Origin of the sequence: uncultured Gemella sp., from assembly GCF_963515875.1 — a bacterium.
In the GTDB taxonomy this organism is placed as follows: domain Bacteria; phylum Bacillota; class Bacilli; order Staphylococcales; family Gemellaceae; genus Gemella.
On the sequence record NZ_CAUPZX010000022.1, the window covers coordinates 1 to 22,559 of the forward strand.

Below are 22,559 nucleotides of genomic sequence, written 5' to 3' on the forward strand. Positions count from 1 at the left end.
TAATCTTTCTTTTTCAAGACGAGCGGCTTCCTCTTTTTCTTTAGCAAGTTTTTCTTTTTCTAATCTTTCTTTTTCAAGACGAGCGGCTTCCTCTTTTTCTTTAGCAAGTTTTTCTGCGTCAGATAGTACTTCAGGTCTATTAATATTAGTAGTTATTACTAATTTAGCTTCAGGTCTAGAATTACCCATTCCATCGTTTGGCACTCTGATGTCATAACTATTTTTTACTTCTTTTTCTAGTTCTATTATTAATTTTTTATTAAAGTTTCCGATTTCTCCTGTTAAAGAATTTAAATCATCGTATTTATTCACTACAGAATAATTGAATTTTTCCTCATCAAGTTTATTTTTGAAAACATCAATTTCTAATAGATGTGAATGTATATTACCGAATAGCATTGTTTTTAAATCTATTTCTAAATATGTTTTTGTAGGAGTATAAATTAGTTTTCCTTTGTTTGTAAAAACATTATTCGCCATTGAAGTTTCATCAGGTCTATAGAATTTCTTAATAGAGTAGTCTATATCTTGAGTTGGATATTTATATGATAAATTGTTTAAAGATTCATACAATTCTTTTATATTATTTTGAAGTGATAAAGCGTCATTTAAAGAGTTATTTGTTTTTGAAACTAATGCTTTCAGTTCTTCTAATTTTTCTTTAGTTAATAATTGAGACAATATATCAGAGTTTACTATATTTGTTAAATTTTCAAAATTATTCTGTAAATATTTAAGATCTGTGTTTTTTTCTGATTTTAATTTTTTAAGATTAATATCGAGATTTTCTAAATGTAATACAATGTTTGATAAACTTGCTTTTGGTCTAGCTAGAGTTATTTTGATTTTTTCAAGTTCAGCTTCAAGATTTGCTTTTGCAGTTGAAATTGTACTTGTATCAGAGAGTATTTTTTCTGTTTCGCTTACTTTATTATTCAACTCCATAATTTTTTCTTTTTTCAATATTTGAGAATCTTTTTCAGCAATAACAAAATAAGCTTCATCACTATTTACATTAAATTCTACTCCTTTTTTAGAAGGTGTCGAAGGGATTAGACGAAGAATTCCATTTTCGTAGATGTATACTTGTGTATTTGCGGTAGCTTCATATCCAGCTATATTAAGTGTAAATATTGGATTTTCATTAATGTTCCAACCATCTTTGTCAAGAGGAGTGAATTTAGAACCATCTTTTTTCGTTAAATCAAATTTAAAAGAATTAACTTTTGTTAGTCCTAATTCTTGTACTTTGCTATCTAGAGTGTGATTCATGATTCTTTCGGAAACAGGAGTAGTTTTAATAACTACATCCTCATCTAATAAGAATTTGTTTTTTGATGAAAGAGTTGCAGTATATTCTTTATTATTTATGTTTAATGTTGTTTCTGCTTTATCAAGAGTCTCTTTTTCGAAAGGAAGTATATAAGTTTTAGTTTCGCTGCTTTTAGAACCATCGATATTAAACGCTTTAACTTTAAGTGTTAGATTACCACCATTAGAAGTTATACCAGTTCCATTTTCAAAAGGATTAATATTAATTCCGTAATAAAATTCTGGTTTATGAGGATTTGCATTAGCAAATTTAATATCTGCATCTGCAGATTGGAAAGTTGGTTCACTTCCATCAATTGTGTATTTTATGTATCTTGTTAGTGTATTTATTAAATTATCTCGTTTAAAGGATACATCAATTGAATGATAATAATGCTTAGCTAATTTAAATTTTTTTCCACTTAGTCCGTTGTAAGGTGAATAGTTAATTCCATCTTTAGAAAAATCAAATTCTTGATTTGGATCGGAAGTCTTTTTAACAGTTGTTCCGTTTAAAGCTGCTTTAATTGAAAACAATTCAGGAGGCTCTACACTAGATTTATTTTTTATAACGACATTTTTATCATCCCAAGTAATAGTCCCATATTGTTTTACAATAGCAGCAGGATATTGGAAATCTCCGTAAATTACAACTTCTTTTTTGTTTGTAATTGGTATTTTTGCTTCTGATATTTCATAAACTGAATCAGTAGTATTAATTGTTTCAATTACTCTATTTGATACTGGTAACAGCAATTCAGAATCTTTTGCTTTTTGTATTTCTTTGTAGCTATATTTAATGTTCTGCAAACCGTCGTTATTTTTACCTTTTCCAACTTTACTATAATAATTGAAAATTAAATATTCTTGATTACTTTCTTTTACTATTTTTGCGATAGTATCAACATTTTTTCTAACTTTAGGCGTTGCTATAGTGTTATCTTTTATATGGAGTTTTACATAAGTAGGATTTGTTGATTCTTCTTGTTTTGAATTTTTAGCTGTTAGAGTACTAAAATCAAATTTTAAAATCATATTTTGAGTTCCAAGAGTTTCGTTAATTGAAGCCATAACAGGAACGAAAACTTGTGTATATGTCTCTAGTTTATTGTTTGAATCGATTTTATTTTTATCCACATTGTAGGCAACAGTTTTTGGATAAACAGTACGATTTGGGAATTGTTTTTTGTATGCATCTACAAATTTATCAGTTTCATTAGCACTATAATTCTCAACTATAGTTGAGTCTTTAAATTCATTTTTCTGAATATCTTTACGATTTTCATGAGTTTTATCACCATCATAGTATTTTAAGTCTCCTAAGTAACCTGTAAGTCCACCAAATGTGATAGGTTTAAATGAAACATTTACAGAATATTGACCATTTTTTACAATTAATTTTGTTTTATCATTGTCGATTGCAGCGGCATCCATAGAAGGATTTTCCCCGTTACCGAAGTTAATAGCTTCAGCAGTAATTTTATATTCTCCATCTTTTAAAGCTTTAACGTCTTGTGGTGCAGTAGCAGGTTCTTCAGCGTTATGAGCTGGAGTAGTGCTTGTAGCAGCAGCTGGCGCAGTAACTGAAGTTGCCGGCGCTGTAGCTGCAGGAGTAGTTGCTGTTGGTGACGTAGTTGGAGCAACAACAGGTGTTTCTGCTGCAAAAGCAAAGTTATCTTGATCACATGCTTCGATTGCCGCAATTGCTGAGAATATAGCTGTTGCGGATAGAACTTTTAATAATGTATTGTTTTTCATTTTTTATTTCCCTTCTTTCTTGTCTAAAAATGTACAAACTTTATTCACAATTTAGACACGATTAGTTTTGTAAGACTGGGAAAAATCCATGGCGCTACTTTACTTTAGTAAGTAACGTTGAATTATTCCCAGAATGATGTTTATTTATTAATGAAAACAGATAAATTGTGTATTTAATTAACAAGATTAATACGTTATATAGCATTATTCATTAGTGTTTTAATGAAATAAAAAGTAAGGTAATTAATGTTGCTAATCTATTGTAATTCTGTAAGATTGATTTTTTAAAAAAACTTCAACATCTAATTTGCACGTCATTATTATATCATAGAAGATTGAATCAATAAAGATAAAAGTGATAATGAGTTTTATTTAAATTCAAAAATAAATAAAAATTACCATAAACATAAAATTATAGATTTAGTTCACAACTTCGCCATATTTTTATATATTTATTTAATTTATAAAATATAAAAATATTATTATTAAAATTTTTTGTTTTAATACAACATAATTTATATTATTTTTGTAAACCCTTAAATTAATTTGTTGACATTTATTTTTTTCTGTGCTACGATTTAAAAAGTAAATAGAATAAAATCACTGGGGGAGCCATTAGGCTGAGATAACATAGTTAGACCCTTTGACCTGAACTAGATAATGCTAGCGTAGGAAATGTGGATATGTATAATTTAGAATTATCTTTAGCGATAATACTCTATTAATAATATGATTTTCATGGTTCTCCTACGGTAGTGGGGGGCTTTTTTTGTTTGCTAATAGTGATAATATTTTTTGCTAAAACTTAATTACACTAAAGGGGGAATACCTATGAAACTTATTACCGAAATTATGGAGGAAAAAGCACTACCCATAGTTGACAAGATATATAATGATGGATTTATACAAGGTTTGATACGTGCTGATTTATCAGAGAAAGCTGTCGAACATTATTTGAAAGCTGATGCGTTATATTTAGAAAATTTTAGTGATATTTATGCAATTCTATTGGCGAAGAGTAATGATAAGAATGAGAAAAATTTCTTTTTAGGTCAAATTAATTTTGTGTTGAACGAAGAAATTGCAGCTCATAAAAATCTTGCCGACTATATAGGAAGGGACTATCATGAAATAATAAAAGGTGGAGAATGGTATCCATCTGCAGATCATTATATAAAACATATGTATTATAATGTATTTGCTTTTGGTATGGCAGAAGCGTTAAGTGCTATGGCACCATGTCCATGGATTTACAAAATGGTAGCTAGAAAAATTCTTGCTAATCATAATTTGGCAGAAGATCATCCATTAAAATTTTGGGTTGAGTTTTATGCTGATGGATTAGTTGATGAAGTACTTACTGAGTACTATAAAATAATAAATCGTGAAGCTGAATATCTTAGTGAAGAAGGAAAACAAAGATTAATTAAAAACTTCTTAGAAAGTTGTGAACATGAACGTCGTTTCTTTAATATGGCTTACACACAAGAACGTTGGGATTTAGAGGTGTAGGTTATGACAAAACTAAATATTGCTTTAACTATCGCTGGGACTGACCCAACGGGTGGAGCTGGTATAATGGCTGATTTAAAAAGTTTTCAAGCTCGTGAAGTGTATGGAATGGCTGTAGTTACTAGTGTAGTAGCTCAAAACACTTTAGGTGTTCAAATGATAAGAAACTTAGATTTAGATATATTAGAAGAACAGCTAAAAAGTGTTTTTAATGATATAACGCCTGATAGTATAAAAACAGGAATGATAGCAAATGCTGACATGATGAAATTGATTAAGAAATATTTACAAAAAGATATACCATATGTGGTAGATCCAGTCATGGTTGCAACAAGTGGAGATAAATTAATTGATGATGTCGCTAGAAAACATCTAAAAGAAGAAATCTTACCACTTGCGACAATTATTACTCCTAATGTTCCAGAAGCTGAAGAAATAGTAAATTTTAAAATAGTTACAGAAGATGATGTGAATCGTGCAGGTAAATTTATTATTAATGAAGTTGGGTGTAAGTCTGTAGTAATTAAAGGTGGGCACTTAACTGGTGAAGCAAAGGATTATTTATTCTTAAATGATGGTACAAAAAAAGTATGGACTAGCGAAAGATTTAAGACTAACCATACACACGGAACAGGTTGTACATTTTCAGCAGTTATTACAGCTGAATTAGCAAAAGGAAAAAGTATTGTAGAAGCAGTAGAAATTGGAAAAAAATTTATAACTGCTGCGATAAAACATACACCAGAGATAGGTCATGGAAATGGTCCTGTAAATCATATAGCATATAAAGGAGAATTATAAGTATGACAAGTTTAAAATTATTAAAAGAAAAAGCACCATTGGTAATATGTATAACTAATAATGTGGTAAAAAACTTTACAGCAAATGGTTTAGTAGCACTTGGAGCATCACCAGCAATGAGTGAATATCCAGAAGACTTGGAAGATTTACTAAAATATGCTGGAGGATTATTAATAAATATTGGTACTTTAACTGATGAAACATGGAAGTTGTATCAAGATGCACTGAAAATTGCAGAAAAATATAATGTACCCGCAGTATTAGACCCAGTAGCATGTGGAGCAGGAGCATATAGAAAAAAAGTAGCAGATGATTTAATAAATAATTACAAACTGGCAGCTATTAGAGGAAATGCTGGTGAGATTGCATCTTTAGTTGGTATAAATGTAGCCTCAAAAGGAGTAGATAGCGCAGGAGTAGATAATATAGATGAAATTGCCTTAGCGGCGAACGCTAAGTTTAATATACCGGTAATAGTAACAGGTGAAGTTGATGCTATTGCAGTTGATGGAGAAGTAGTAACGATTCATAACGGAAGTGCAATGATGCCTAAAGTTATTGGAACAGGATGCTTATTAGGGGCTGTATTAGCAAGCTTTATTGGATTAGAGAAAGGTGAAGAATTAAAATCACTAGAAACAGCTATGCTAGCATATAATATTGCCGGGGAAATGGCGGAAAAACGTCCGAATGGTCATTTGCCAGGAACATTTAAAGTTGAATTTATGAATGCATTATATGAAATCACTGATGAAGATATAGCTACATTCAAAAAGGTGAAGTAATTATGTTTAATAAAGAGCTATTAAAACTATATTTTATTTGTGGAACTACTACTTGCCAAGGAAAAGACTTATATTCAGTAGTTGAAGAAGCTTTAAAAGGTGGAATCACTTTATTTCAATTTAGAGAAAAAGGTAAAGGTGCTTTAGAAGGTAAAGAAAAAGTAGAATTTGCAATAAAACTACAAAATCTTTGTAAAAAATATAATGTCCCATTTATAGTAAATGATGATATAGAATTAGCATTAGAAATAGCTGCTGATGGGGTTCATGTAGGGCAAGATGATCTTGACGTTGATGAGATTAGAAAATTGATGCCGGATAAAATAATCGGTCTTTCTATAGGAAACGAAGAAGAATTAAAACAATCTAAAGTCGAATATGTAGATTATGTTGGAGTAGGTCCTGTATTCGTCACACAGTCAAAAGATGATGCAGGTGGTGCTATAGGTTATGAGGGACTTGAACTAATGAGAAAGTTATTGCCAACTATGCCATTAGTCGCCATTGGTGGTATACAGACACAACATATTAAAGATATTATGAAGACAAGTGTTGAGGGTATTTCAATAATCTCAGCAATCTCATATTCAGATAATATTGAAAAAACAGTTCGTGAAATGATCGAACAATTCTAAAATTAGCCTCCAAAGGAAATCGCCTTTTAACGAAAGTTGAGAAGTGATAAAGAGAGTAGAATAAAAATCTTACCATATTTTTGCTCTACTCTTTTTTATTTGTGTAGTAGATAATTTTATATCTAATCTTATACAATTATTTGATTATTGAAGCTATTAAGTATATAATTAGTGTGAAAAAAAGAATGCTAAATATAGTGCAGGAGGAAAATTTATGACTAATATAGTGTTAATACATGGGACATGGTGTGATGGAACTGTATGGGGAGAGTTTGTAGATGAATTAGAAAAATTAGGTTTAAAAGTATATACTCCAACTTTAAGATGTCATGAATTACCTTATGAGGAAGTAAAAGAAAAGGTGGCTAGAGTTAGTTTAGATGAATTTACAGATGATATTGTTGAGTTAATAGAAACTCTAGATGAAGCCCCAATAGTACTAGGACATTCATTAGGTGGGCTTCTTGCTCAGAAAGTTGCTATGAGGACAAAGGTTAAAGGTTTGGTATTAATGGGGACCGCTCCTGCTGCTGGAATTTTTGCCTTTTATCCTAGTATGGTAATTTGTTTTTATAAACACTTTCTTCGATGGGGATTTTGGAAAAAATCTATGCCACCGTATAAACATGCATTCTATGATTATTGTATGAATAATCAGGATGAAGCGGACAAAGAAAGAGAATTTTCTAAATTAGTTCCGGAATCAGGTTTCACTTATTTCCAAATGGCATTACCATTTTTAGATAAGCAAAAAGGTGCATATATTGATTTTGGAAAAGTAAAAGAACCAGTACTGGTAATAACTGGAAGTGAAGATAAAATGGTACATCCAAATATCGCAAGGGCAACAGCAAAAAGATATGAAAATGCCACTCTAAATATCATAGAAGGATCAGATCATATGTACGAAGCTCCTAAATATCGAAGAAACACGATAGAAGTGATAGAAGAATGGTTACAGAATAATAAACTGAGGTAGCAATTGTAAGAAGAAATAGTATTTTATATAAATGAAAAAGTAAATATTCATAAATTTTCAAAAAACTTTTTTGAAAAATTTTAAAAAAGTGTTGACATTTTTATTTACTGATGATAATATAGAGTCAAGTTAAAAATTACCGATATTCAAATAAGTACTTTATAGGAACTTTTACAGAGAGTGTGAGTAGGTGAAAGCACACAATGCAGATGATAGAGGAAAATGGTTTGAATGGTAAAAAAAGTGAGTTTTAAACACAAGCTTTTTTCGTAGGCGTTACGTTACAAACGCACACTCTATCGGATATATTCTAGATACATAGACGATGCAGTGGGAAAGTTCGTAGTTTACGAAAAAGTAAGGTGGTACCGTGAAATTAGTTTCGCCCTTATTCTCTTAGGAGAGTAAGGGTGTTTTTTTACGTAAAAGTCACTAAAAAATATAATGAAATATAAAACAAAAGGAGAAAATTATAAATGAAAAAACTATTATTATTAGTATCAAGTTTCATACTTGGAATCATTTTAATCGGATGCTCAAGTGCATCAAAAACTGAGAAAAAAGGAATCGATGTTGATAAACTAGATCCTAGCAAACCTGTAACTGTAAAAGTTGGGGCTACTAACGTACCTCACGCAGTATTATTAGAGCACGTTGCTCCACAACTTGAAAAAGAAGGAATTAAATTAGATATCGTTACATACCAAGACTACTATGTACCAAATAAAACGTTAAACGATAAAGAAATCGACATTAACTACTTCCAACACGTACCATTCTTAAAAAATGCTATTAAAGAAAATGGATACAAAATTGAAGATGCTGGTGCAATCCACTTAGAGCCAATCGGATTATACTCTAAAAAAGTTAAAAATGTTAAAGACCTTAAAGAAGGTGCTAAAGTATTAGTAAGTAACAACAAATCTGAATGGGGACGTGTAATTAAATTACTAGCTTCTGAAGGATTAGTAAAAGTTAAAGATGGTGTAGACCCAGTAACAGCTACTTTCGATGATATCGCTGAAAACCCTAAAAAATTACAATTCAGCTATGAAAATGATCCAGCATTAATGGTTAAATTCTACCAAAACGGTGAAGGAGACCTAGTTTCAATCAATGCTAACTTCGCAGTTGATGCAGGATTAAATGCAGCTACTGAGCCAGTTTTAGTAGAAAAAGCTACAGATGACAACCCATACGCAAACATCGTTGTTGTTCGTGAAGGAGATAAAGATAAACTTGTTGTTAAGAAACTTGTTGCAGCTTTAAAATCTGAAGAAACTCAAAAATTCATTAAAGAAAAATGGAATGGAGCAGTATTACCTGTTAAATAATTTCATTAATATACAAAAAGGCAGTTCGAAGGAGCTGTCTTTTTTGTGCGAATATGATAACACATTGATTAATATATAAAGAAAAATATAAATTCTTTAGGTACACTAAATTTATATTTATAAGGTATTTAAAAATATAAAAATATTATCGGGATAGCTATAACAAGCTCAAAATTTTATTGGCTCAATAAATTTATTTGTGATAAAATATAATCGAGGAGTAAGAAAATAGGGGGAGATATTTATGGAAAGGTACATATTTATTGTTATTTTAAGTCTTATTTTTGCTAGTGCGATAAAATGTTTGGTCGATAGTGAAAATAAGAGAGAGTTTCTATTTAGACGAAGTTATTGTGCTAGTTGTCATCAAGAATTAAAAGCAGACGACTTAATTCCAATTTTTAGCTATTTATTTAAAAGAGGGAGATGTAGCTACTGTAATCAAAAAATCCCATTAGATGTATTTTTATACGAGATTTTTACTTTTATTACTATAGTATTATTTATTATTTTCCAAAAACAGTTTATTTTTATTAGTTATATTGAAGTCAGTATATTTATTATTCTAATTTTTTTAGGAATAGAAGATGTAAAATTATTTGAAGTTAATGATGAGCTATTTTATCTTCTAATTATTTTAAATTTTTTTTCTATATATATGCACTATTATTTATTTAGTTTTTTAGATTTTATTTGTCTTATTGTTATTTTTCATATTTTATATATTTTCACAAGAGGTGGTTTAGGCTATGGTGATATAAAAGTTTTTTGTGTATTAGCTTTAAATCTTAACTTATTTGAGGGAGTGTATTTGTTGATTTTTACATTTTTATATGCAGGATTTTTCGCTATTTGGTTAATTATCTTGAAAAAAGTAAAAAGGAAAACGAAACTACCACTAGTGCCATTTATAGCACTTAGTTATTTAACGATTATATTAATAAGGGAGGGATTATTATGGTAGTAGGTTATACTATTAAAGAATTTAGTGAGGAAGATCGTCCTAGGGAGAAGTTTAAGAAATTAGGTGCATTAGCGCTTAGTGATAAAGAAATTCTAGCAATATTATTAAGAACAGGTACAAAAAATCAAAATGTGATTGAGCTTTCTGACACGATTCTAAAAGATATGGGAGGTATTACAAAGTTAAGAGATGTAACTTTAACAGAACTTATGAAACATAAAGGGATAGGTCAAGAAAAGGCGATACATATTCTGGCGAATATAGAATTTGCAAGAAGAATATATGCGACCAATGTTCTAGATGTAAAGTGTGATAGCCCGCAGTCAATAGCCAATTATCTAAAATCATCTTTAGAGAATTTAACACAAGAAGTCTTCGTAGTATTAGACATTGATACAAAAGGCAAAATAATCGAAAAAAGAGAAGTATTCAAAGGTAGCTTATCTATGTCAGTAGTTCATCCAAGAGAAGTATTTAAAGTAGCGATAAAAAATAGTGCTTCAAGCATCGTTTGTGTGCATAATCATCCGAGTGGAGATGCAACACCTTCCATAGAAGATATTAAAACTACTATTAATCTAATGGAAGTTGGTGAAATAGTTGGTATTGAAATGTTAGATCATATCGTAGTAGCTAAAAAAGGATATGTCAGCATTAGAAAAGTATTGAATTATCTAGCAATAGAAAATATAGATTATAAATACGAAGATGTTACAGGTGAACAGTTAAAATATATACTTAGAAAATATAAGGTTGTAGGGGAGTATTAAAAAGTAAAATGTCTAAAATGAAATATAAAAAATTGATTATTCAGTAGAAATATAGCAGTATAAAGGAAGGTGATTCACTACCTATATTCTAAATGTGAATGTTATTAAGCTAGGAATTTTTCCTAGCTTTTTTGTATGGAATATTTTTAATGGGTGAAAAATTCTAGAATAAGAGTATTTGGGATGTAAACAATTTGAAAAATTATAGAAAGATCAATATTTCAAAATCTTTGCTTTTCTACTTCATCTATGTTAAAATATAATCATAAAAGAGAGAGCCGTTTTAAAGACGGTGGCTCTAGTTTAGGTATTTTATAACCATCTAGCCTGCCAAAGCATAAAGATGGTTATTTTTTATTGTCTTTTTTTAATGCTACAATACATGCACTAACTACTGAAACAATCAATAGATTTATTCCAATAATCGTCTGTACAATTTCGTAAGCTGACAACTTGCTACTCCTTTCTTCAAGATTTTAGTGTATGCGAGCATAGCACCATCCCCTTTCATATTGAAGTAGCCACCATCTTTATCGGAAACTAATGTCCCCTAACTTTTCTCTCTAGTTTTGATTATATCAAATTAAACAGTGATAATCAATAATTTATAAATATACGTAATATACTAAATTTAAAGGATAAATATAGTGTTGCAGTGAATGTTTAAAGAATTAATTTACTATAGTTTTACTGAAGTTATTATAACAGAAAAGTGGTTTTGGTGAGAAAATAATTTTGTAAATGTATATAGGTGAGAAAGTGAATATTTTTAATGTAAGAGAAAAGAGGGGATAGGGACTTTTTAGTCACTCTTATAAAAAATACACGTAACATTTCATCACAAATATTTTGAATACGTTTTATAAAGTGGTATAATATAATCGAATAAGTATAAGTAATTGTATTGTATTAGTTAATAAAATAATTTTAAAAGGGAGGAGGAGAAAAATGAATAAGCTTAAAGATTTAGGTTTGTTGGTATTGCAAGTTGAAGTAGTAGGTTTCTTATTTATAGCGATGAATAAATATTTAACTAACACTACAAGCTTTTTACCTGAAGCTTTCACTCAAGATAAAACAGATATTAAGGCATATAGTTTAGCTGCGTTGGCGTTTATGATATTAGGTATTGCTCAATATTATGTGGTTGACTTATATGACAAAATCAACTGGAAAAAAGCGAGTGTAATAGAATACTTGGTAGAGGTAGCAGGAGTTTTACTAGTATTTATCTATTTACAATTTATAGATAATCTAGTTAAGTTTGCATTTCTATTTGTGTTAGTTTCATTTCTATTTATAATGAGATATTTATACTTTTATAAGAAATTTGCATAAGTTTATACTTTTGAACAAAGTCTGGAGGTAAACACTGTTCAAAGTGTAGAAATTTTTAGTTTAAAATTTTAATTTGGAATGTAGGTATTCAATATAATTGTTATACTGCTGTTGCTAGATTATGTAGGGGAAAATAAAAAAATGGGAGTGACTCAAAAATCATGATTTTTGAGTCACTCCCATTTTGTTTAGACCATTTAATAAATCATATTACTGTACTTTTAATTCTACACATTCTGTTAGTTGTTTTTTGATTTCTTCTTGTATATGGTGAGAAATCATTATTAAGGTTAACTTATCGTCAGCTAAGATATTGTTTTCTATTTGTACTGCTGTTCTTTCATCTAATGCTGAGGTTGCTTCATCAAGAATTAAAATTGGATAATTTTTAATTAAAACTCTTGCAAGAACTAATCTTTGCTTTTCCCCTCCTGATAGAATTTCTCCCATATTAGATAGGTTATGATCTAAGCCGTCAGGTAAAGTTTTAACTCTATCAGCTAAACAAACTTTTTCCAATGTGCTCCATATTTCTTCATCTGAATAACTGTCATCTAAAGTGATGTTATATCGAATTGAACCGCTGAAAATAGATGTTTGTTGACTCACATATCCAATCTCTTTTGAGAAGTTAATATCATCTTGTATCTCAAGGGGATTTCCATCGATTAATACTTTATCTTGGTTGGATTGTAATTTCCCTAGTAGTAACTTGATTATAGTAGATTTCCCAGAACCACTTTTACCGATTACTGCGTATTTTCCACCTTTATTTATGTTAAAGTTGAAGTTTTTAATGACATGATTATCTCCGAAACTATAATTAAAGTTTTTAAATTCAATATTTTCTTCAACGCGCGGATAAAGTGTTTCTTTAGCAGTTGATTTAGTTATAACGCTATTTAATATTTCTTTTGTACCGATTACCTTAATATACAGATCAACCAATTGATTGATAGAAGTAAGGTATATGCCTAGTATAGTAGATACCGAAGCTATCGTTCCTATAGTTAATTCATTTTTTAAAACTAAGTAAATCGCAAATATAAAAATTAATAATTCAAGTAACTTCTCGATACTTTGTAAAGTTAACTCAGCAAATGCCATTAATTTAGAAATACTATACTGTTGATCTTCTTTTTGAATTTGACTAGCTTTAACATTTTTTGAGAATAAATTTATCTTACCGATATTTTTTAAATCTTCATAACCTGTTAAATATTCCTTTAAAACTCCAGAAAATTTTCCTGATAAAACTGATAAATTTGTATATCCTACACTAATTTTATTACCGAACTTACCGCTTATTAAAAACATAGCGACTGATGATAATAGGGCGAATACAACAAATTTCCAATTAATAAGCCATAAAAATACTACTGATGAGATAAATAATACAATTGCACTAAGTAAGCCAGTTAATGGTGAGAATAAATACGTAGATAATAATTCAAGTTGATAAGTGTATTTAGTCATATGCTCACCAGAATCAACCTTATTAAATTCTGATTGAGACATAGTTTCGATATTTTTACTAATTCTATCACCTAGATAAATTTTCCATTGTTTAACTAATTGTGCAATTATAATTTTTAACCACGCTCTAAGCAATTCTACTATTATTAAAATACAAATAATAACGCCAACTTTTGTCCAAAGAGATCCTGTTTTGTATATTACAGAATCAACAATATCAACACGAGCGTATACAACATAAACAGTCCCTATTGATACTATTAGTGTTAAAATAAACATAATGCATAACTTTAATTTGTTCAATGTTATAACTTCTAAAATATTTTTAATCATATTGCTCTCCTTTGTATAGATTATATTTCTATAGAAGTCACTCAAAAATAGCGACTTCCGAGATACCGATTTGTCAATTTCTCCACGAAGTTTCTTAGATCTCCCAAAAGATTTTATAAGATGAGTTTAGACTACGAATACGAGTTCTCATATAAACTTTTTTAAGATTTAGTTATTTTTGAATCCCCTATAGTATTTATGTAACTTTAATTATACTGACTTTTTTTGTGTGCGTCAAGATAATTATAATAAGTTTTCTGAAAATTATAAGTTTATATTGTTATCATCTTTTTTTCATACTATAATAAATATATAAATATAAGTTGGTGTTTATATATTTCTCAAAATTTCCCTTAATAGCGTGTTATTAAATTAAGTGGAATTAAAAGTAGGTGGTATTTATGAAAAAATATATTTTGAAATTTAAATATAGATTCTTATTAATTTGTTTTCTTATTTTGTTAAGACAGTTATTTCTTATGAAAAGCAACTTTTTAAATGCAGATGCTATAACTGTGCTTACTAATAGAAATCTATATAGTTTCTTTGAAATTATCTTATTCTTATCGGTTACGTGGATTGTTATTATAGTAATTGATAGGGTGGTAAAGGTAAGAGAGGAGATTTTTATTCAAGATATTGGAATAGATGTTAAGGATAATCTGGCTAGTAGCCTTATAGAATTAGATATTGAAAAGTATAAAGATAACTCGTCTGGTGTTTATCACTCTTGGTTCAACAATGATATTCAAATGATTCAAGAAAAAGGTTTGAGAAATATATTTGCTATAATATACAGTCTTTCTGGTGTGGTATTTTCTCTTTACGCTCTATTGAAATATCACTGGATTATTTCTTTAATTACTATTATAGGAACGGGAATATTAATTTATCTTCCAAAAATTTTTAATAAAAAACTTCATAATATGGGAATAGAAGTTACTAAAGAAAATGAGAATTATGTTGCTTCATTAGAGGAGACGATTCTAGGCTATGATACGTATTACTCTCTTAATAAATTACAAATAATTCCTAAAAGAATAGCTTATATAAGTAGAATTTTGAAAAATGTATTTGTTAAACAAAGTAAGTTGGAAAGTAATTATTATATGCTTAACTTTGGCTTAAATGTCTTTTTCCAAGTGTTATTAGTTTTCGTTACAGGGTATTTAGTTGTTAAAGATAATTTGGAAATCGGTGCAGTTGCGGCTGTAGGGATGTTTGCTAATCTTGTATTTGATGGTATGAGCCAAGTTGGTTATAGAATAGCATTTATTAAAGGGACAAAACCTATTTTCACTAAGCATGATGAATTCATGTTAAATAATAAGGATACTCACTCACCTGTTGAATATTCTTTAAGAGAAACATTATTTAAAATTAAAAACTTACATTTCAGTTATGGTGATAAAGAAATCTTAAATAATGTGAATCTTGATATAAAAGAGGGGAATAAATATTTAATAAGTGGAGATAGTGGCGTTGGTAAATCAACATTATTTAAAATAATTACAGGGCAATTAAGAAATTATGAAGGTAGTGTAGAGTATTGTAGTGTTGATTTGAAAAAATTATCTACTAAGCAAATACTAGAAAAACTGACTATAATTCAGCAAGAAAATTTTGTATTTTCAGGCACTGTCAAAGATAATATAACTATGGGAGAAGTAGTAGAGGACAGTGAAGTAGCTAAATATTTAGAAAAAGTTGGCTTAACACAGAAAGACTTCTTATATTCAGAAGTAGAGGTTCATGGAAAGAATCTTTCAGGAGGGCAACGCCAAAGATTGGCTATAGCTAGAGCGTTATTTAATGGTAAAAAATTACTTTTAATTGATGAAGGAACATCAGCTTTAGACAAAGAATCAGCGAAAAGTTTAGTAGAAATGCTGTTAGGAAATAAAGAATTAACTATAATAATGATTAGCCATGATATAAGTGATGAACTAAGAGGAAAATTTGATAATATTATAAAATTGTGATACAAATGAAAGTTAGTAAAAAATGATATAGATTGAATAGAAGAATGAAAATAGGAGAGCGACTCAAAAATCAATTTCTCTGAGAATAAGATTTTGAGTCACTCCCATTTAATAAGGAGAATAAGCATGAGTTATAAGTTTATGAGTGATGCTTTAGATAATAATTTAATACCTATTGGTAAAAGTGATTTTTTAAATTTATTTAAAGATTTAGAAATAGGAGAAGGTGATATCTTGATTGCACATGTTTCGCTTAGTAAATTCGGTTATATAATCGGTGGTGCAAGATGTATTTATGAAGCACTTATGGAAAGATTAGGAGAAAGCGGAACGCTTGTTGTCCCAACGCAATCTTTAGAAAATATGTCTCCAGAGTATTGGGAATATCCTAAAGTTCCTAAGGAGTGGATAGAAAAAATAAAACAGGAAAGTTTATCTTATGATGTTGATCTATCTAGTACTCGAGGTATGGGGAAATTTAGTGAGTTTGTTATGAATCTAAAACATTCTGTTAGAAGTTCTCATCCACTATATTCTTTTTCAGCAGTAGGAGAAAAAGCACTGGAAATAATAAAAGAGCACCCATTAGATGATGGCTTAGGATACAATTCACCATTAGGGAGATTGTATGATCAAAATGCCAAAGTTTTGTTATTAGGAACTGATTTTGAATCTAATACAGCATTGCATCTTGCAGAGTATTCGTTAAATAGAAAAATAATAAAAGAAAGTGCCAATGTAGATGGAGAGTGGTTAGAATTTTCTAATATCGAATTAGATATATATGATGATTTTTTAACAGTTCAGAAAGAATTCATGGAAAATTGTAAGGAAAGTTATCAAATAAAAGAGATTCAGAAAACATCAGTTCTTTGTATAGATTTAAAAAGTTGCGTAGATTTTGCGAAAGAATACTATAGGAAAAAGGAAGAAGTGAAGTAGATGGAGCATGATTTTATATTAAAATTTTCAAATTGTTACCATTTCATTTTCATATTATAATAAATATAGTAATTCTTTATATGTTATGGAAAATAAGGGAGAAATTTTTGGGAAGGGACTGATCCAAAAGACCTAAATTTTAACAAAGTGTATATGACAACTCATAGACGCAGTGGTTTATTGATATCTAAATTCGCTTTATGAAAGCTTTTTAGATATCTAATAAACTGTGCGGGGGTGACTCGACAAAATCGATTTCTACGAAATCACGATTTTTGAGTCACTCCCATATTATTAAAATTTTAGAATAAGACATGAGAGACTATGGAATAAAAAGGAATTGATTTATGAATAAATATGTGAGTGTTTTAAAAAATATTGATTTTATAAAGTATTTTTTTTCGATTAACTTTATAACATTAGCGCAATCATTTGTCAGCATCAGTATTATCTGGCTGATCTATGAAGAAACTAAAAATCCATTATTGATAGCTATTTTTGGTGTGTTGACTCAATTACCAGCTATAGTTTTTGGACCATTAATATCAAAAGTGTTAGACAGGTTTAATATTGGAAAAGCAATGTTCTTGTTTTTACTACTAAGAGCTTGTATTTTTCTGATTATATTCTTATTACCGTTTAATGATAAGATATCTTTAAGTATTATAGGATTATTGATAGGTTTGAATAGCGTTATAGGAATTCCTTTATCAGCGGGAGGAGATATAATAATAAAAGAGGTGTGTGATGATGAACAATTAGTAACAGCTAATGCATTGATGATAATATTTTTCGACATCTCTTATATCTTTGGTTCGATTTCTGTTGCGATAATGGGAGTGCTAGGTAATAATAGAATAGCTTTTATAATAGGTGCTGTATTATTTTTCATTTCAGCGATAATAATAAGTACAATAAAAAGTGACGAGATATTTAGTAACAGTGAAAACAGACAGGAAAAATATACAATATTTAGTTCTATGAAGTATATTGTAAAAAATAGTGAGATATTTCTTATGACAATTAATACGACATTGTGGAATATGTTCACTTGGGGAAGTTTCATCGTTTTATTACCAATATATGTAGAACAAAATTTAAATAATGATAGTGTAGCGTATGGAATATTAAATTCTTTACAATCTGTTGGTATTATACTGGCTTCACTTATAATAGGTTTGCAATTTATATCAAAAATTAAAATAGAAAAATTAATTTGCTTAGGTATTATAGTGCATTGTTTATTATTGATACTGTTTTATTTTAGTACGAATATTATTCTTTCAGTAATCATACTTATTATAGCAGGAATCGCTTCAGCACCAGTACTAATTTATAAAGCAACATTCTTCCAAAGAAAAATTTCTAGAAAAATAATGGGGCAAGTATTATCATTAATTCTAGTTTTAGGAAGTGTCTTGTATTCTCTAGGAGGTATAATAATAGCGTTTCTGATAGAAAAATTAGGAAAAGAATATTTTTCATATATAAATTTATATTTTTTAATTATCATTATAGTAATATCACTAATGAGTCTTAAAAAAATATCTTAGATTTATTGGATATAAATTAAAATATATTTTTTCGTAGTGAATTAAAGAGAGTAGTTAATATTTATTTTTGTTATGAGAGTAGAGTGTAATTTGATATAATATTGATAGAAGGCAATTTAAATACTAAGTTGTAATAGAAAATAGATAGTATTGGGAGGAGTTATTGTGAAAAAAGGTTTATTGATTGTGTTTGAAGGGCTTGACGGTTCAGGAAAGACAACACAAATAAATTTACTAGAAGAGTGGTTTAAGAAAAATAAGAAGTTAGTACATAGTACAAGGCAGCCCACAGATTTTTATAGGAATGATAAAAGAGTTAAAGATTATCTAGAGGATGGAATTGTTCCTAATATGTATTCTATCGCACTTTTAGCTGCTGCTGATAGAACTTATCAAAACGAACTAGAGATTAAACCTACGCTTAGTAAAGGGATAAATATAATATCAGATAGATACCTGTATAGCTCACTTGCATTTTTTAAAGCTAGAGGAATAGAATATCAAGAAATTAAAAATATAAATAAAGATATTGAAGAACCTGATATTGTTATCTTTTTTGATATAGATCCAGATAAGGCTTTGGAAAGAGTGAGAGTTCGAGATGGTAAAAACATTAGATTTGAAGAAAAAAATGATAATACTTTTATACAAGTAAGAAATAACTTTTTAGAAGTTTTACCCAAAGATGCACTGATAATAGACTCATCTAAAAGTATAGAGGAAATTCATAAAATAATAATAAATCATATAGAAAATATGAAGGAGGAGCAAAATGTTCGCAGATAGATATATAGAAAGAGTGATTAAAACAAAGTCTCATTTATGTGTTGGATTGGATCCTGATTTGAAGAAGTATCCAACTTATATTTTAAAGCAGGCGGAGGAAGAATATGGTAGAACTCCTGAAGGCGCAGCTAGTGCGATTTTAAGATTTAATAAGGAAATAATTGATTTAATATACGATAAAGTGCCAGCTATAAAACCTCAATTAGCATATTATGAAAAATATGATTCTTTTGGAGTGGATGCTTTTTGGAAAACAGTAGAATATGCTCAAAGTAAGGGAATGATAGTTATAGCTGATGCAAAAAGAGGAGACATTGGTGATACGTCAAATGCATATGCTGAAACATTTTTTAAAACTCTAGATAAGGAGAGTTGGGAATCAAAACTATCGATTGATGCTGTAACGGTAAATCCATATTTAGGAAGTGATGGATTAAATCCTTTTATTAAACTTGGTGCTGTGAAAAATAAGGGAACTATTATTTTAGTTAAAACGAGTAATTTATCATCAGGAGAAATACAAGATAATGTTATTGAAGGTAAGAATCGAACAGTTTCTGAATTAGTATGCGACTATATTAATAATAATATCAAACAAGTTGGAAAATATGGTTATTCAGATATCGCAGCAGTAATTGGTGCAACGTATCCAGAAGAACTAAAAAAATTTAGAGCTATCTTGAAAAAATCTTTATTCTTAGTTCCAGGATTAGGTTATCAAGGTGGAAGTATAGAGGATATAAAATATGCTTTTGATGAAAAAGGTTTAGGGGCAATATTAACATCCTCAAGAGCAATAAACTACGCGTATAGAGATATTAATAGTTCAGAAGAGGAAGTAAAAATAGCAATTTTAAATAAAGTAATAGAAGATAATAATGCTATTAATACTATGTTGGAGAAAGAAAATAAGATAATTTGGTAATAATGTTACCAATAAGCTAAAGTACTTTCATATTAAATTTAATTATGTATTAAAATAAGTACAACAGAAAGGGGAAAATAATTATGGATCCTATGATTGAAAAAATGTTTAATGATAATTTACTAAATTTTAAAATTATTGTTGAACTAGTAGATTATTTAAGGGTTAAGTACGGTGAAGAACCGTCATTTACATTTGCTTGTTTAAAAAATGGGTTAAATACAGAGCAAACTGAAGATTTGCTTATATTCTATTCGGACATTACTGATGAAATAGCAACCGAGGATATACATTTATTAGATAGAAATTTATTAATAGAAAAAACTAAAGAAAAAATTCCAAATTTGACAGATGATAATAAAATTGGAGAAATAGTAGAAAGTTATATTAATTGTTGTTTTTTGTTAAAAGATAAATAAATTATAGTATCAGATTAAGTTATTACTAAATCAAGAGTCTGTTTTTTGAAATTAATGGGAGAATAAAGTGAGGAAGAATATATTCAATGATTTAAAATTAGTACATATGTTGTTAATTATGAAGAAGGTAGTTAGAAATTATGAAATCAAAGAAAGATTTTTTTGAAAAATTACTAATTTATATATTTCCGATTATTATAGTAGTAGATATTATAAATAGATATATGATAAATAATTACATATTATATATTTTAAACAATATTATGTATGTAGGGTATTTTATAATGATTCTCGTGTTTCTTTTCAATAAAAATAAGAAGAGAAAAAGTGAAGAAAAGAGTTAAAAGACAAAAGAAAGGGAGGTTGTATAATTAAATTAGACATTTGGTGTATTTTATTCCTCCAAGGGAGTGACTCAAAAATCGAGATTTTGAAGAAACAAGATTTTATCGAATCTCCCCACAAAGTTTATTAGATATCTAAAAAACTTTTATAAAGAGAATTTAGATATCTATAAACCACTGCTTCTACGAATTCTCATATACACTTTTTTAAAATTTAGGACTTGCGTGTTATCCTATTTTTATTGTGTTAGGATATTTTCTCTTTTTTCTACTTAGAACATTATCACTTTTCATTCACATATTTTAGAAAATGATGGATTTTTATTGTAGTTTTAGTTAATGTATGATATACTGAACATACAGATCGAATAGAAGCCCCTGCTGTATATTACAGTGGGGGCTTTTCTAATAAGAGGGGAATGGTCACTTATGGAGAAAATATATAAAACTCAAACAGAGAGAATAGATTTATTAGTGAAAAGAGGTATGACTATAGAGGAATCTAGTAAAAAAATACTTGAAAAGTATAGTCATTATAATCTAATAAATGCTTATAAAAATCCATTTTTGGAGAATAAAGGTAATTATCCAGCAGGAGCTAATATAAATGAGGACTACTATATTTTAGGAACTATACCAGAATATTTTGAGGCGTTATATCAATTTGATAGGAAATTAAGATTAATTTTTTTAGAAGAAATATTAATTATCGAGGAGAAATTAAAACACGCTATAATTCAATCTTTTTATGATGTTCATACTAATTACGGCCAGAACAAAACAGTTTCTGAAACTTTGCATAAGGAGAATGAGTATTTACGAAGAGTTTATTATAATAGGGAAACTTTTAGTGTTGAAGAAATAGAAGAAAAAAGTGGTCATAGATATACAGTAACAGATGGAATAGAGTATGACTTAGCTACCCTTAAGTACATGAAGCCTAAGAAAAAGAGATATACAAATGACACTGTCTATGATGAGATTATGACAATGATATATTCAAATATAGGAAGGCAAAGGAAAAAGAAAGCATATATAAAAAAATATATAGATGAACACACATATCTCCCAATGTGGGTTTTAATGAATATTATGACATTTGGAAGTGTTGGTAAATATTTTAATATACAAATAAATGAAGTTAAAGAAAAAATATTAGAAAAATTTAATATAGCAGGGGATGGAGGATTGCTTATAAACAGTGTTAATTTTTCTAGAATACTAGAAATTCTGGGTATTTATAGGAATATTACAGCCCATAATGAGAGATTTTATTGCACTAGTACCTCGATTCCAATAGATGATAATTTTATGAAATTCATAGATAAATTGCCATATTCAGAAGATGTTAAGAGACTAGCTGGAACAAACCATCATATTAATAAAACAAGAGGGAAAAAACTATCTAGTGTAAGGAAGAGTATATATTCATTAATGTTTTCTATATCTATATTTCAAGAAGCCGATGAATTGACATTATTTAAGGACAAAATTAAAGTGGAGTTGGAGAAACTACGTTCATCATTACCAGAAAGGTCTTATGAATTTATAAGAAAAGAGATGGGGTTAAATTTTGATTGGTATAATAAATTAGGAAAATAAGAGGAAATAT

At 28.7% G+C, this 22,559-nt stretch carries 18 protein-coding genes, 1 pseudogene and 1 riboswitch; of the genes and pseudogenes, 16 read left to right on the top strand and 3 right to left on the bottom strand.

Annotated elements, in window-relative coordinates; translation table 11 throughout:
* A pseudogene (locus RWL85_RS05000) lies at nt 1–3,069 on the bottom strand (hypothetical protein); the annotation flags it as partial.
* A 595-nt stretch (nt 3,070–3,664) separates the two neighbouring features.
* A riboswitch (TPP riboswitch) is annotated at nt 3,665–3,762 on the top strand.
* Between the two features lie 138 nt (nt 3,763–3,900).
* On the opposite strand from RWL85_RS05000, the gene tenA reads away from it, so the two are divergent.
* From tenA to radC, 8 genes are all read left to right on the top strand, one after another.
* Nucleotides 3,901–4,581 carry a thiaminase II gene (gene tenA / locus RWL85_RS05005; RefSeq protein ID WP_314085607.1) on the top strand — a complete coding sequence of 227 codons (681 nt, stop codon included), beginning with the start codon at nt 3,901–3,903 and terminating at the stop codon, nt 4,579–4,581.
* Nucleotides 4,582–4,584: 3 nt separating this feature from the next.
* On the top strand, nt 4,585–5,382 hold the full coding sequence (gene thiD, locus RWL85_RS05010) for a bifunctional hydroxymethylpyrimidine kinase/phosphomethylpyrimidine kinase (protein ID WP_314085610.1): 798 nt from the start codon (nt 4,585–4,587) through the stop codon (nt 5,380–5,382).
* Nucleotides 5,383–5,384: 2 nt separating this feature from the next.
* A complete protein-coding gene (thiM, locus tag RWL85_RS05015) occupies nt 5,385–6,167 on the top strand; it encodes a hydroxyethylthiazole kinase (protein ID WP_314085613.1) in 783 nt (260 codons plus the stop codon).
* Between the two features lie 2 nt (nt 6,168–6,169).
* Nucleotides 6,170–6,802 (top strand): thiamine phosphate synthase, encoded by a 633-nt coding sequence (gene thiE / locus RWL85_RS05020; RefSeq protein WP_314085617.1) that lies wholly within the window; start codon nt 6,170–6,172, stop codon nt 6,800–6,802.
* 214 nt (nt 6,803–7,016) lie between these two features.
* On the top strand, nt 7,017–7,781 hold the full coding sequence (locus tag RWL85_RS05025; RefSeq protein ID WP_314085620.1) for an alpha/beta hydrolase: 765 nt from the start codon (nt 7,017–7,019) through the stop codon (nt 7,779–7,781).
* A 476-nt stretch (nt 7,782–8,257) separates the two neighbouring features.
* Nucleotides 8,258–9,115, top strand: coding sequence for a MetQ/NlpA family ABC transporter substrate-binding protein (locus tag RWL85_RS05030; RefSeq protein ID WP_314085623.1), 858 nt, complete (start codon nt 8,258–8,260; stop codon nt 9,113–9,115).
* Nucleotides 9,116–9,359: 244 nt separating this feature from the next.
* A complete protein-coding gene (locus tag RWL85_RS05035) occupies nt 9,360–10,079 on the top strand; it encodes a prepilin peptidase (protein WP_314085625.1) in 720 nt (239 codons plus the stop codon).
* A complete protein-coding gene (radC, locus tag RWL85_RS05040; RefSeq protein ID WP_314085628.1) occupies nt 10,073–10,849 on the top strand; it encodes a DNA repair protein RadC in 777 nt (258 codons plus the stop codon). Before RWL85_RS05035 ends, radC begins: the two co-directional genes overlap by 7 nt.
* 347 nt (nt 10,850–11,196) lie before the next feature.
* Here the strand turns inward: radC and RWL85_RS05045 are convergent, their stop codons facing one another.
* Nucleotides 11,197–11,301: a putative holin-like toxin gene (locus RWL85_RS05045; protein ID WP_081450717.1), complete on the bottom strand. Its 105-nt coding sequence runs from the start codon at nt 11,299–11,301 to the stop codon at nt 11,197–11,199.
* Nucleotides 11,302–11,797: 496 nt separating this feature from the next.
* On the opposite strand from RWL85_RS05045, the gene RWL85_RS05050 reads away from it, so the two are divergent.
* Entirely contained in the window at nt 11,798–12,187 is a 390-nt protein-coding gene (locus tag RWL85_RS05050; protein ID WP_060914458.1) for a hypothetical protein, read from the top strand.
* Between the two features lie 210 nt (nt 12,188–12,397).
* On the opposite strand, the gene RWL85_RS05055 is transcribed toward RWL85_RS05050, so the two are convergent.
* Entirely contained in the window at nt 12,398–13,996 is a 1,599-nt protein-coding gene (locus RWL85_RS05055; protein ID WP_314085633.1) for an ABC transporter ATP-binding protein, read from the bottom strand.
* A gap of 401 nt (nt 13,997–14,397) precedes the next feature.
* On the opposite strand from RWL85_RS05055, the gene RWL85_RS05060 reads away from it, so the two are divergent.
* The 7 genes from RWL85_RS05060 (at nt 14,398) to RWL85_RS05090 (ending at nt 22,549) form a co-directional block, all read left to right on the top strand.
* On the top strand, nt 14,398–15,978 hold the full coding sequence (locus RWL85_RS05060; RefSeq protein WP_314085635.1) for an ABC transporter ATP-binding protein: 1,581 nt from the start codon (nt 14,398–14,400) through the stop codon (nt 15,976–15,978).
* A gap of 126 nt (nt 15,979–16,104) precedes the next feature.
* Nucleotides 16,105–16,920, top strand: coding sequence for an AAC(3) family N-acetyltransferase (locus RWL85_RS05065; protein WP_314085637.1), 816 nt, complete (start codon nt 16,105–16,107; stop codon nt 16,918–16,920).
* 347 nt (nt 16,921–17,267) lie between these two features.
* Complete coding sequence (locus RWL85_RS05070; protein ID WP_314085639.1) at nt 17,268–18,473, top strand: MFS transporter; 1,206 nt, start codon at nt 17,268–17,270, stop codon at nt 18,471–18,473.
* Between the two features lie 165 nt (nt 18,474–18,638).
* Nucleotides 18,639–19,259, top strand: coding sequence for a dTMP kinase (gene tmk / locus RWL85_RS05075; protein WP_314085642.1), 621 nt, complete (start codon nt 18,639–18,641; stop codon nt 19,257–19,259).
* Nucleotides 19,246–20,184: an orotidine-5'-phosphate decarboxylase gene (gene pyrF / locus RWL85_RS05080; protein ID WP_314085645.1), complete on the top strand. Its 939-nt coding sequence runs from the start codon at nt 19,246–19,248 to the stop codon at nt 20,182–20,184. Before tmk ends, pyrF begins: the two co-directional genes overlap by 14 nt.
* A gap of 83 nt (nt 20,185–20,267) precedes the next feature.
* On the top strand, nt 20,268–20,603 hold the full coding sequence (locus tag RWL85_RS05085; protein ID WP_314085648.1) for a hypothetical protein: 336 nt from the start codon (nt 20,268–20,270) through the stop codon (nt 20,601–20,603).
* 773 nt (nt 20,604–21,376) lie between these two features.
* The gene (locus tag RWL85_RS05090) at nt 21,377–22,549 is read left to right on the top strand and encodes an Abi family protein (protein ID WP_314085651.1); all 1,173 of its coding nucleotides are present in this window, start codon (nt 21,377–21,379) and stop codon (nt 22,547–22,549) included.
* Nucleotides 22,550–22,559: the final 10 nt, after the last annotated feature.